The 12,375-nt window shown below is 70.3% G+C and carries 11 protein-coding genes; 5 read left to right on the top strand and 6 right to left on the bottom strand.

Annotation, left to right across the window (positions count from 1 at the left end; translation table 11 throughout):
• Positions 1 to 34: 34 nt before the first annotated feature.
• Entirely contained in the window at positions 35 to 940 is a 906-nt protein-coding gene (locus QNI14_RS05625; RefSeq protein ID WP_283715435.1) for an aldose 1-epimerase family protein, read from the bottom strand.
• 234 nt (positions 941 to 1,174) lie between these two features.
• On the opposite strand from QNI14_RS05625, the gene QNI14_RS05620 reads away from it, so the two are divergent.
• From QNI14_RS05620 to QNI14_RS05610, 3 genes are all read left to right on the top strand, one after another.
• Complete coding sequence (locus QNI14_RS05620) at positions 1,175 to 3,319, top strand: DEAD/DEAH box helicase (protein ID WP_283715432.1); 2,145 nt, start codon at positions 1,175 to 1,177, stop codon at positions 3,317 to 3,319.
• Positions 3,320 to 3,467: 148 nt separating this feature from the next.
• Positions 3,468 to 3,893 carry a GNAT family acetyltransferase gene (locus QNI14_RS05615; protein ID WP_283715431.1) on the top strand — a complete coding sequence of 142 codons (426 nt, stop codon included), beginning with the start codon at positions 3,468 to 3,470 and terminating at the stop codon, positions 3,891 to 3,893.
• A 27-nt stretch (positions 3,894 to 3,920) separates the two neighbouring features.
• Positions 3,921 to 4,532 carry a hypothetical protein gene (locus QNI14_RS05610; RefSeq protein ID WP_283715430.1) on the top strand — a complete coding sequence of 204 codons (612 nt, stop codon included), beginning with the start codon at positions 3,921 to 3,923 and terminating at the stop codon, positions 4,530 to 4,532.
• A gap of 3 nt (positions 4,533 to 4,535) precedes the next feature.
• Here QNI14_RS05610 and QNI14_RS05605 read toward each other — a convergent pair whose 3' ends face one another.
• A complete protein-coding gene (locus tag QNI14_RS05605) occupies positions 4,536 to 5,597 on the bottom strand; it encodes an Rv2578c family radical SAM protein (protein ID WP_283715429.1) in 1,062 nt (353 codons plus the stop codon).
• A 97-nt stretch (positions 5,598 to 5,694) separates the two neighbouring features.
• On the opposite strand from QNI14_RS05605, the gene QNI14_RS05600 reads away from it, so the two are divergent.
• Both QNI14_RS05600 and QNI14_RS05595 read left to right on the top strand, forming a co-directional pair.
• The gene (locus QNI14_RS05600) at positions 5,695 to 6,657 is read left to right on the top strand and encodes a M15 family metallopeptidase (RefSeq protein WP_283715428.1); all 963 of its coding nucleotides are present in this window, start codon (positions 5,695 to 5,697) and stop codon (positions 6,655 to 6,657) included.
• 117 nt (positions 6,658 to 6,774) lie between these two features.
• Positions 6,775 to 7,938, top strand: coding sequence for an acyl-CoA dehydrogenase family protein (locus QNI14_RS05595; RefSeq protein WP_283715426.1), 1,164 nt, complete (start codon positions 6,775 to 6,777; stop codon positions 7,936 to 7,938).
• 41 nt (positions 7,939 to 7,979) lie between these two features.
• On the opposite strand, the gene QNI14_RS05590 is transcribed toward QNI14_RS05595, so the two are convergent.
• The 4 genes from QNI14_RS05590 to QNI14_RS05575 form a co-directional block, all read right to left on the bottom strand.
• Positions 7,980 to 9,218: a saccharopine dehydrogenase family protein gene (locus QNI14_RS05590; protein ID WP_283715425.1), complete on the bottom strand. Its 1,239-nt coding sequence runs from the start codon at positions 9,216 to 9,218 to the stop codon at positions 7,980 to 7,982.
• A 21-nt stretch (positions 9,219 to 9,239) separates the two neighbouring features.
• Complete coding sequence (locus tag QNI14_RS05585) at positions 9,240 to 10,784, bottom strand: APC family permease (protein ID WP_283715424.1); 1,545 nt, start codon at positions 10,782 to 10,784, stop codon at positions 9,240 to 9,242.
• Between the two features lie 179 nt (positions 10,785 to 10,963).
• Positions 10,964 to 11,527: an ECF transporter S component gene (locus QNI14_RS05580; RefSeq protein WP_283715423.1), complete on the bottom strand. Its 564-nt coding sequence runs from the start codon at positions 11,525 to 11,527 to the stop codon at positions 10,964 to 10,966.
• Positions 11,514 to 12,368, bottom strand: coding sequence for a siderophore-interacting protein (locus QNI14_RS05575; RefSeq protein WP_283715421.1), 855 nt, complete (start codon positions 12,366 to 12,368; stop codon positions 11,514 to 11,516). The genes QNI14_RS05580 and QNI14_RS05575 overlap by 14 nt, the downstream gene beginning before the upstream one ends.
• Positions 12,369 to 12,375 lie beyond the last annotated feature (7 nt).

The following is a 12,375-nucleotide window of genomic DNA, read 5'->3' as shown; positions in this document are numbered from 1 at the left end:
CCGGTGTGTCACGGCGGTCACGGTCAGATGAGCGTCAGCGCTCGAACCGCACGCCCCACTCGAGGTCCCAGCGCTCGCCCGGGGCGAGCCGGCGCAGACCCTGCCCGGTGTTGAACGCGTTCGCGGGAGCGGTCATCGGCTCGATCGCGACGGCGACGTCGTGCCCCGGGTAGCGGTCGGTGATGAACAGCTGCAGATAGTCGAACCCGTCGCCGAGCCAGACCGTCAGGCGTCGACCGTCCGGCGCGACCAGCGCTGCGGTCGCGTGGCCCGCGGCATCCCTCGGCAATCCGGCGAACGCGCCGTCGAGCGACAGGCCGCCCACTCGGCGGAGTTCGTGCAGGTCGCGCTGGGCGTCGACGGGTTCCTCGGCGATCGGGATGTTCTGGTCGTCGAGGCGGAACCACGTCTCGGCGGCAGCTTGCAGCGAGAGGTCGGCGGTGTCGACGTCGCCGATCTGGAAGTACGGGTGCGTGCCGAGCGCGACCGGCGCGTGTCCCGCCCCGACGTTGACGATCGTGTGCGTGACATGGATGCCGTCGGCGGTCAGCCGATAGGTCACGCGGGTGTCGAGGTGGTACGGGTAGCCGGTCTGCGGCACGACGTCGGCCGCCAGTGTCACGGCATCCGTTCCCTGCTCGACGAGCCGATACGGGGTGAACCGCAGCAGCCCGTGCGACGCGTTGCCGAACTTCGGCTCGGTGATCGCGAGCTGGCGTTCCTCGCCGTCGTCGCTCCACTTGCCGTCGCGGATGCGGTTCGGCCACGGAACGAGGACGATCCCGGATGCTGCGGGCGTCACGGCGTCGTCGGGGTAGCGGGGCACCAGGTCGACTCCGCCGACGGTCAGCGCGCGCAGCGCCGCGCCGACCTGCGAGACCTCCGCGGTGACGTTGCCTTCGGCGAGGCGGTAGCGGGCTCCGGTGGGATCGGCGGTCATTAGGCCAGCGTATCCGCGCCAGGCGTGCTCCCAGGTGTGGCCGGTACACTGATCGTGTCGGCGGAGGACACTGCGCGTGAGCGCAAGCACCTGTGAGTCCTCGGGGCCGATCTCGAAACCCGATCCGCGGTTTCAGAACCAGTAACTGGAATGGCCCCCGGCCGACGGAAGTCCGGGTATGTCTGCGCGTGCGCGCAGCGCTGTTCTCGTGCGAGAACTCAAAAGGACACACGCATGCCCAAGAACAAGAAGCCGGCCGGCGGCCGCGCCCAGAACTTCGAGCCGCGCTACGGCAAGAAGACGTCGTACCAGGACGCCAAGCGCCGCCCCGGCCAGTCGTCCGCCGGCACCGCCGGCAGCAAGAGCCCGAACCACCGCGGCTACCGCGCGCCCGAAGAAGGCGCCCCGCAGAAGGGTCGCTGGACCGCGTCGGACCGCGCCGGCCGTGATGAAGCCCGTGGCATCCGCTCGCAGGCCCGCGGCGACCGCCGCTTCGACCGCGACGAGCGCCCCCGCCGCGACGCCGGCGACGACCGGCCGCGCCGTTCGTACGGTGACGACCGCCCGCAGCGCTCGTTCGGCGACCGCGACAGCCGTCCGCGTCGCGACTTCGGCGACCGCCCGGCCCGCTCCTTCGACGATCGCCCGCGCCGTGATGACCGTCCTGCGCGGAGCTTCGACGACCGCTCGCGCCGCAACAACTCCGGAGATTTCGACCGTGACCGCCGTCAGGGCGCCGATTCCGGTCGTGAGCGCTCGGATTTCCGTCCGAATGGTCGCGGCGACCGCACCTTCGGCGACCGTCCGCGTCGCGATGACCGCGGCGGCTTCGACCGCCCGCAGCGCGACGACCGCCCCCGCTTCGACCGTGACGACCGCCCCCGCTTCGACCGCGACGACCGCCGTCCGGTTCGCAACTCCTCAGATTCGGACCGTCGGACCTTGCGCGGCGCCGATTCGGGCCGTTCCGGCCAGGATGTGCGGAGTTATGACCGCCCGCGTCGCGACTTCGACGACCGTCCCCGCCGCGACGACCGTGGCGGCTTCGACCGTCCCCGCCGCGACGACCGGCCGCGCCGGAACGACGGCCCGAGCCGCTCGAACTGGAACGCCGAGACGAACGCGCAGGAGCAGCGCGTCGACGTGGTCCACGAGCGTCTGCAGGCCGAGGCCGTCGACGCCGCGACCGTCGAGCAGGCATCGTTCGCCGACCTCGGGCTCGGCCAGAACCTCGTCCGCACCCTCGCGGACATGGGCGCCGCGTCGCCGTTCCCGATCCAGGCCGCGACCGTCGGCCCGATCCTCGAAGGACGCGACGTCCTCGCCCGTGGCCGCACCGGCTCCGGCAAGACGATCGCCTTCGGCGCACCGCTCGTCGAGTCGATCCTGCGCGCGCAGGCCGGCAAGCGTCGTGAGTTCGGCCGTTCGCCGAAGGCGCTGATCCTCGCGCCGACCCGCGAGCTGGCGCTGCAGATCGACCGCACGGTGCAGACCCTCGCGCGCAGCGTCGGCCTCTTCACCACGCAGATCTACGGCGGTGTGCCGCAGGCCCGCCAGGTCGGCGCGCTCAAGAAGGGCGTCGACATCATCGTCGGCACCCCGGGCCGCATCGAAGACCTGCAGGCGCAGGGCAAGCTCGACCTGTCCGAGATCCAGATCGTCGTCCTCGACGAGGCCGACCACATGAGTGAGCTCGGCTTCCTCGAGCCGATGCAGCGCCTGCTCCGCCTCGTGCAGGACGGTGCGCAGAAGCTGCTCTTCTCGGCCACGCTCGACCGCGAGGTCGCCGCGCTCGTCGACGAGTTCCTCGTCGACCCGGCCGTCTACGAGGTCGCCAGCGAGACGCAGGAGTCGAGCACCATCGACCACCGCGTGCTCGTGATCGACCACCGCGACAAGGCCGAGATCCTGGCATCCCTTGTCGACCGCGACGGCAAGACGCTCGTCTTCGCCCGGACGCGCGCGTACACCGAGATGCTCGCCGAGCAGTTCGAGGATGCCGGTATCGCGGCTGTCGCCCTCCACGGTGACCTCAACCAGGCCAAGCGCACGCGCAACCTGCAGCGCCTGACTGACGGCAAGGTGCGGGTGCTCGTCGCGACCGACGTCGCGGCCCGCGGCATCCACGTCGACGACATCGACCTGGTCGTCCAGGCAGACGCGCCCGACGAGTACAAGACGTACACGCACCGCGCCGGTCGCACTGGCCGCGCCGGTCGCTCGGGCACGGTGGTGACGCTCATCACCCGTCAGCGCCGCCGCAAGATGACCGAGATGCTCGACCGCGCCGAGATCGACGCGCCCTTCGAAGAGGCGCGCATCGGCGACGACGTCATCGAGGAGATCGCCGGCCGTCAGGCGTCGAACGTCGACCGCTGATCCCCGCCGCCGTGCGCCGAGTGCGCCCGGTGTTGTCGAGAGCGCCCCTTCTGCACCCTGCGGGAGGGGCGCTTTCGGCACGAAGGGGGCCACTCGGGATGATGCGGCGAGCGGATGCCGCGCCCGGGAGCCCGGCTAGCCTGAGCGCATGCCCGTCTCCCTCCGCCCGCTAGTCGACGCCGATGTGGCATCCGTCGTCGCGCTCTGGGAGACGTGCGGGTTGACCCGTCCGTGGAACGACCCGCTGCGCGACCTCGAGCGCGCCCGCGCGACGTGGCCCGACCTGCTGCTGGTCGCGGTGGACGGCGCCGAGCTGGTCGGCACCGTGATGGCCGGTTATGACGGGCATCGCGGCTGGCTGTACTACCTGGCATCCGCTCCGGATCGGCGCGGCGAGGGCATCGGCCGCGCGCTCGTCGAAGCGGCGGAGCACCGTCTCATCGCGCTCGGTTGCCCGAAGGTCATGCTCATGGTCCGCGAGAGCAACACCGGCGCCCGCGCGTTCTACGACACGCTCGACTACGCGTGGGAGACATCGGCGCTCGCCGGCAAGCGGCTCATCGCCGACGACTGAGCGGACCGCAGCGCGTACGCTCGACGCATGGTTCGCGCGACTGGACGTTTCACCGCCCTCGCCCTGGGTGCGGCCGCACTGCTCGCCCTCGCGGGGTGCGCCGCGTCGACTCCGGATGCCGCGCCGACGGCCGGCGCTCCCAGCACGTCGCCGAGCACGGCGGCGCTCCCGGAGGCACCGACGATCGCGCTTCCCTCGACCTGCGACGGCATGCTGACGGTCGACACGATCGGCGGCATCCTCGACGAGTCGTGGGTGGATGACGGCGCACCGGGCAGCCCGGCGGACGAACTGCCGGGACCGACGGCGCGAGCCGCAGCGGCCGAAGCCGCCGAGACGCTGGCATGCGCGTGGCATCCTGAGACGACCTCCGACGACGTCGTCGCCGGGTACGCGATGCGGATCGAGCAGGCGGTCCGTGCCGACCTCGTCACGGCATTCGGCGCCTCGGACGCGTACGAACCGATCCTGCTCGAGGGTGCCGACATCGCCTTCTCGGCATCGGAGCAGATGGGTACGGCGCAGGAGACGACGGTCTACGCGTTCGTCGGCGATACCTGGCTCGCCTTCGCGGCACCGCTTCGCGCCGACCAGCTGGTGCCGATTGCGGCTGCCGCCGTGGCCAACGTCACCGCCTGAGCGTCAGAACAGCATCGCCGCGGCCTGCTCGCGCGTCGCCGCCTTCATCACCGACCCCGTCGTCTGCACCGGTCCCAGGCTCGACCCCCGAGTCGGCCCTTCCTCTTCGGCGCGACCGGCCACCCGGTGCTTCCGCAGCAGTGGCCGCACCCGCGCGCTGAGCAGCTTGCGGTATCCGATGGGCGCGTACGACGAGACGCCCGGGTAGAGCCCGCGATAGCGGGGGAGCAGGTCGGGCCGCTCGCGCTCGAGCCACCCGAAGAACCACTCCTTCGCCCCCGGTCGCAGGTGCAGTGCACCGAACACGACGCGCACCGCGCCGGATGCCGCGATGCGACCGATCGCGTCATCGAGCACCGCCTGCGAGTCGGTCAAGTGCGGCACGATCGGCATGAGGAAGCCGGTCACCCGGAACCCGGCGTCGGTCGCCGCGCGCACGGTGTCGAGTCTCGCCTGGAACGTCGGCGCACCCGGTTCGAGCAGCTGTCGCAACGGTTCGTCGAGCACGGCGATAGAGAACGCCAGGTGCACGGGCACCGCGGTCGCGGCATCCGCCAGCAAGGGCAGGTCGCGCCGGAGCAGCGTCCCCTTCGTGAGGACGGAGAACGGTGTCCCGTGCGAGGCGAGCGCGTCGATGATCCCGGGCATGAGCCGGTACCTGCCCTCGGAGCGCTGGTACGGGTCGGTGTTCGTGCCGAGTGCGACCGGTTCGCGACCCCACGAGGACTTCGCCAGCTCTCGCGAGAGCACCTCGGCGACGTTCACCTTGACGACGATCTGCGAATCGAAGTCCCGGCCCGCGTCGAGGTCGAGGTACGTGTGCGTGTTGCGGGCAAAGCAGTACACGCAAGCATGCGAGCAGCCCCGGTAGGGGTTCACGGTCCACGAGAACGGCATCGCCGACGAGCTCGGCACGTGGTTCAGCGCAGACTTCGCGGCGACCTCGTGGAAGGTCATCCCGGCGAACTCCGGCGTCGTGACCGACCGCACCAGCCCGCCGAGCGACTCGAGGCCGGGGAGCGCGTCGGCGTCAGCCGCCGCGATCGACTGCCCGTTCCATCTCATTGCGTCATTCGAACAGATGAGCGAATCCGTGTCAACCGACATGCGAGCATATGTTCGCATGTCGGGCACCGACCCGCCCCGCCCGCAGGATGGAACTATGCCGAAGACACCGCCGAGCCGTCGTGCAATCCTGCGCGCGCGCCGCCGGCGTCGGGCGCTCGTGATCCTCGTGCTCACCTCGGCGATGATCGCCACGATCGTGATCTTCGTCCCGCGCGCGCTGTCGGGGCCCGCGGCATCCGAGCGGTCCGAAGAACGCTCCGCGTCCAGCGCGAGCGCGACGCCCGAAGCTGCCGGCGGCAGCCCGACGCCGGCGGCGAGCGAGCCCGCAGCGCCCGCAGCCTGCGACACCCCCGAGGTCATCGCCGCGCTCGAGAGCGGTTCCGACGCCGACATCGTCGCGGCGTTCGGGGGTGGCGAACCATTCCGTGCTGCGGTGGCGGCGGATGCCGCGCCCTGCATCGACCTGCACGATGCGAGCCGCCTGTGGGTCGTGGTCAACAAGCGCACGCCCCTCGATCCCCTCGAGTACTGGCCGGTGCCGCAGGCGCGACCGCAGTCCACGCGGATCATCGCCGGCGGCTGGCTGCTCGACCAGACCGCATCCGCGCTCGACGAACTGTCGGCCGCCGTCTCGGATGCCGGTGCCGGGACGATCGCGGTGAGCAGCGGGTTCCGGCCCTACGACTTCCAGGTCGACACCTATGCGCGGCACGTCGCGAACCGCGGTCAGGAGGGTGCCGACCTGCGCAGCGCCCGGCCCGGCCACAGCGAGCACCAGACCGGGCTCGCCGTCGACGTCGTCGCCTGCGACGGCTCCGGCTGCGGCGACCACGACGGCTTCGGCGGCACGCCACAGTCGGACTGGATCGCCGCGAACGCCTGGCGATACGGCTTCATCGTCCGGTACGAAGACGGGCACACCGACACGACCGGCTACTCGCCGGAGCCCTGGCACCTGCGGTTCGTTGGTCACGACCTCGCGGCCGCATACGCCGAAGGCGGGTACACGACGCTCGAGGAGTTCTTCGGCCTGCCCGCCGCGCCCGACTACGGGTGAAGCCAGCCCGGCACTCAGTCGCATCGGTCGTGGCATCCGATCCCACCTGCGGCGTAGCATGGGCGGTGGCGACGCGGCCACGAGCGCAGCGTCGCGTGAACATGAAAGGGGTGCGCGATGGACCGCGCCATATACGACGAGGACCACGAGGCGTTCCGGGGCGTCGTCACCGACTTCATCAAGCGCTACGTCACGAACGAGCAGCGCGAGCGATGGGATGCCGCGGGCGAGATCGACCGCGACACGATGCTCGCCGCAGGTGAGGCGGGCGTCATCGGGCTGACCGTGCCCGAGGAGTTCGGCGGCGCCGGCATGCTGCAGGACTACCGGTTTCGCACGGTCGTGCACGAGGAGATCATCCGCGCCGGCGCGGGATCGCTCGCCGGCGCGTTCGGCATCCAGGACGACCTCGCCGTGCCCTACTTCGTGCACATGGGCACCGACGAGCAGAAGGCGAACTGGCTGCCGCGCATGGCGACCGGCGAGGTCATCGGTGCGATCGCGATGACCGAGCCCGGTGCGGGCTCCGACCTCCGCGGCATCTCGACCACGGCCAAGAAGGTCGACGGCGGCTACATCGTCAACGGCGCGAAGACGTTCATCTCGTCAGGTGCCGTCGCCGACGTTGTCATCACCTTCGTGAAGACAGGGGAGGGCAACCGCCCCGACGCGTTCTCGCTGCTGCTGCTCGAGAAGGGGATGGCCGGGTTCGACCAGGGCAAGAAGCTCCACAAGATGGGCTTTCAGGGGCACGACACCGCGGAGCTCAGCTTCACGGACGTCTTCGTGCCCGACGCGAACCTGCTCGGTGGCGAGGAGGGCCATGGCTTCGTGCAGCTCATGCTGAATCTGCCGCTCGAGCGGCTCTCGATCGGCGTCGCGGCTGCTGCCGCCGCGCAGGCCGGAGTCGAGTGGACGATCGCGTACACGAAGGACCGCGAGGCCTTCGGGCAGCGGATCGCCGACTTCCAGCACACGCGCTTCGCGCTCGCCGACCTGGTCACGACCGTCGACGTCATGTGGGCCTACGTCGACCGCGCGATCGCGCTCTACAACGACGGAGAGCTCACCGCCGAAGAGGCGGCGAAGGTCAAGTTCTGGACCACGGAGCGCGAGGGCGAGGTGCTCGACACCTGCGTCCAGCTGCACGGCGGCTACGGGTACATCACCGAGTACCCGATCGCGCGCGCGTTCCTCGACGCCCGCGTGCACCGCATCTACGGCGGCACGAACGAGATCATGCGCGACCTCGTGTCGCGCCAGATCGTCGGGAAGCACTGACAGATGAGTGGATGCCGCAGCCTGCGGCATCCACTCTCTCGTCAGCCCTGTTGCGGCAGCGGCTGCTCGCGCATGCCCCAGGGGGAGCCGTAGCCGGCGGGCTGGGGCGCGGCGAGGAGCTCGAGGAACGGCTTCGCGTCGAAGGCCTCGGGGCCGAGCACGCCGGTGCCCGACCACGCCCCGGTCGCGAGTAGCTCGAGCGCGATGACGGGGTTGATCGCCGTCTGCCAGACGACAGCCTGGGAGTTGTCCTCGCGCATCGTCTGCTCGTTGTCAGCAACGTGGTACAGGTATGTCGACCGAGGCTGCCCGTCCTTGCCGGTGCCGGTCACCCACACGCCGGCACAGGTCTTGCCGCTCATCTTGTCGCCGAGCGTCGCGGGATCCGGGAGCGCAGCCGCGACGACATCGCGCGGTGCGACCTCGACGCCCTTCACGTTCAGCTTCGCGGTGCTGTCGAGGCCGAGCTTGTGCAGCACCTTCAGCACCTCGATGAACTCGTCGCCGAGGCCGTACTTGAAGGTGACCCGCTTCGCCTTCGTCCACCGCGGCATGAGGAGCACCTCCTCGTGCTCGACATTGACGCACTCCACCGGACCGATGCCCTCGGGGAAGTCGAAGACCTCGGGCTCGCTGAAGGGCTCGGTCACGTACCAGCCCTTCCCCTCCTCGTAGATCACGGGCGGGTTCAGGCACTCCTCGATCGTCGTCCAGATCGAGAACGACGGCGCGAAGTCGGACCCCTCGACCACGAGGTTCGCGCCGTCGCGGACGCCGAGCTCGTCGATCTCGCTGAACAGCTCGTCCTCCGCGTACCGCGCGAAGACGTCCGAGAGCCCCGGCTCCACCCCGATGCCGACGAGCGCCAGACGACCGGCATCCGTCCACTCCTCCTCCTTGGCGAACTGCTCGTCACCGAGCTTCACCCCGACCTCCGAGTACGGGTGTTCCGGATGCCGCTGCGACAGGCTCATCGCCATGTCGAGGTAGGTCGCGCCGGCGGCGAACGCGCCGTCGAAGATCGGCATGACGAAGCGGGGATCGACTGCGTTCAGCACGTGCGTCGCCCCGTGCTCGCGGATGAGGGCGGCGACCGACCCGGCGTCGGACGCGTCGACCTGCGCGGCGCTGAAGCGCTCGTCGCGCAGCTCGTCCACGAGCGCCTGCGGCCGTGCCGGGTCGTAATCGGCGATGACGACGGCGTCGAAGAAGTCGCGGCGGCGGAGGATGCGAGCGGCGGCGCTGCCGACACCGCCCGCCCCGATGATGAGGATGCGCATGGGGTGTGGTCCTTCCGGCGGTCAGATGCCGCCGTCGATGGAACGGGGAACGGAGCTGGAGTCGTCGGGCACGAGCACGGGGGTCTCGCGGTTGAGGCTTTCGCCGCGGAAGAACCGCTTCGCTCGGGGGAAGGTGAACCAGATCACCATCAGCACGACGCCGATGCCGAGCGCCCCGATCCCGACGACGAACGTCGACCCGACGCCGAGCAGCGTGCCGGAGTAGCCGTAGTCGGGGTCGAGCATGTCGATCGCGGACTGGACGAAGGCGTAAGTGAGCATGAGCGCGCCGAGCAGAGGGAGGAGCCCCTTGTAGACGAAGTCGCGGCCCGAGCGGAACAGATCGTGGCGGAAGTACCAGACGCACGCATACCCCGTGATGGCGTAGTAGAACGCGATCGCGAGGCCCAGCGAGAGGATCGTGTCCTGCAGGATCGCGTCGCTCAGCGACGTCATCACGACGTAGTAGACGGTCGCGACGACCCCCATCACGAGCGTCGAGAACGACGGTGTCTTGTAGCGCGGGTGCACGTCCTTGAACTTCGCGGGCAGCGCCCGGTAGACGCCCATGGCGAGGGTGCCGCGGGCGGTGGGGAGGATCGTCGTCTGCGTCGACGAGACCGCCGAGATCAGCACAGCCACGACCAGCAGCCAGCCCCACGGGCCGAGCAGGCCGTCGCGGATGCCGAGGAAGAAGTCGTCCGCGTTCGCCTCGTTACCGAGGCCCGTGCCGTCCTCGCCGACGCCGGCGTACATCATGGCTGCGATGGTGACGGTGACGTAGGTGACCAGCAGCAGCACGCAGGTCAGCAGCGCCGCGAGGCCCGGGATGCGCTTCGGGTCCTTCGTCTCCTCATTGAGGGCGAGGCAGGTGTCCCACCCCCAATAGATGAACAGCGCCAGCAGGATCGCCTCGACGAACCCGCCCCACTCGCCGAAGGCGAACGGGTTCAGCCACTCCCAGTCGAACGGCGTCGGGTTCGGGGCGGTGCCCGCGAAGAACTGCGTCAGTGCGGCGATCACGAACACGATGAGGGCCAGGTACTGGATGGCGAGGAGCACGTTCTGGATGCGCTCGCCGATCTCGACGCCGCGCCACGAGACCCAGGTCATCGCGGCGATGAAAGCGACCGCGACCAGGATGATCCGCCAGTCGTTCGGCTCGTCGAACTCCTGGCCGAGCAGCGCCCAGAAATAGACGGAGGCGATCTGGGCGAGGTTGGCGAGCACGATCATCCCCGCCACGGCGACTCCCCAGCCGCCCATCCACCCCACCCACGGCCCGAACGCCTTCGTCGCCCAGGTGAACGTCGTGCCGCAGTCCGGGACGGCGTTGTTGAGCTCCCGGTAGGCGAAGGCGATGAGCAGCATCGGGATGAACGCGATCACGAACGCGATCGGCGCCTGCCCTCCCACCGCGAGCACGACGTACCCCAGCGTCGCGACGAGCGAGTAGACCGGCGCGGTCGATGCGAGGCCGATGACGGTCGAGCCCCACAGGCCCAGGGTCCCGGTCGCGAGCCCCTTCCCGTCCGGCCGTTCCAGATGGATGGGTGTCGTGGTCACGCGGCCTCCTCGGGAAAGGTGGCCTCACCATAGCAGTGGGCCCGCGCGCGGCGGGAGGGGTGCGCGCTGCTTCGGGTGGCAGGTGTGGTCGCTTCGTGGGGTGGGTTGCGGCGTGTTCTGCCACCTGAAGGGAAGTGGATGCCGGTGCAGCGGCATCCCGCCACGCTGGGCGCGGTGCGTCAGGCGGCGGGGACGCGGTGGCGTGCCAGGCGGGCGACGCCGGCGGCGCGCAGCCGGTCGGCGACGACGATGCCGAGCCAGGTGGCACCGACGCAGCTCGCCGTGCAGAGAGCGATGAAGGCGATCACGAGGGGCGGCGTCATCGACCACAGGTCGAACGACTGCGCTGCGAGCAGCGGGTAGGCGATGCCGATCGTGACGGCGCCCGTATAGTGCAGCCACGTCGACCAGCGGCGATACAGCGCCACGAGGAACGGGAGCTCCGGGAACAGCGACCAGAACAGCGTCGTGGCGACCGCCGAGATCGTGTAGAACGGCGACAGCGCGAGCCCCGACAACAGCCCCACGAGCAGGCCGGCGAACGGACGGTTCAGCAGCCGCAGTGCGATGACCGCGGGCAGCACCCAGACGCCGGCGATGGCGACCGAGGCGAACGGGACGGCGGCGAACAGGGCGAGCGAGATCGCCCAGGCGCCGCCGAGCAGCAGGGCTCCCGCCACGCCGATCGCAGCGCACGTCAGCAGATAGGCGGTGGTGACCTTGCCCATGTCAGTGCCCCGCATCCGTGGTCGCGCGGGCGCCGGTGGCGGTGCGATCGAGGCGCCAGTAGCCGATGAAGCTGATCGCCGACTTGTCGACGCCGTTCGCGACGAGGTGGCGCCGCGCCGACGTCGGCAGAGACTGCTCGCCGACGATGAAGTGGTGCGCATCGGATGCCACCTCAAGCCGCTCGAGCGCGGCGAGGGCGGCGCTGCCGGGCGCGGCATCCGCTTCGCGAACGAGCCAGCGGACCTCGACCCCGGCGGGCGCGTCGAACGGGAGCACGTCGTCGGCGCTCGGGGCCTCGATGAGCGCGACGCCGGTGGCGGTCGGGGGCAGTGACGCGCAGATGCCGGCGACGGCGGGCGCGCCGGTCTCATCGGCGATGAGGACGACCTCGCCCACCCCGCGGTCGGGGTTGAACCCGAGCCCCTCGTCGATGATGACGACGCTCTCGCCCGGCTGCGCCGACTTCGCCCAGTTCGAGGCGGGGCCCGCGTGCTCGCCGTGGCCGTGGAGGACGAAGTCGACGTCGAGTTCGGCTCCGTGACCCTCGGATGCCGGGCGGTAGGCGCGGACCGTGTAGCTGCGCATCGCGGGGCGCATGCCGTCGGGGATCCGCAGGAACTTCAGATAGCCGAACAGCCTGTTCGCCTTCGCGGGAATGCGGTCCAGGCCCGCCTCGCCCGCGATGGGCAGGAAGATGCGGAACCACTGGTCGTACCCGAGGGGCGTGAACCGTTCGATGTCGTCCCCGCCGAGGGTCACGCGCATCCAGTGCGGCGCGAGTCGCTCGGTTCGCAGGACGGTCAGGTGCAGGAGTTCCTGCACCTCGGGCTTCACGAGTGCGCTGGCACGGGCCATCGGCATC

It is taken from the genome of Microbacterium dauci (assembly GCF_030065535.1).
GTDB lineage: Bacteria > Actinomycetota > Actinomycetes > Actinomycetales > Microbacteriaceae > Microbacterium > Microbacterium dauci.
The sequence above is the reverse complement of the archived record's forward strand: the minus strand, read 5'-3'. Positions and strand labels throughout refer to the sequence as shown.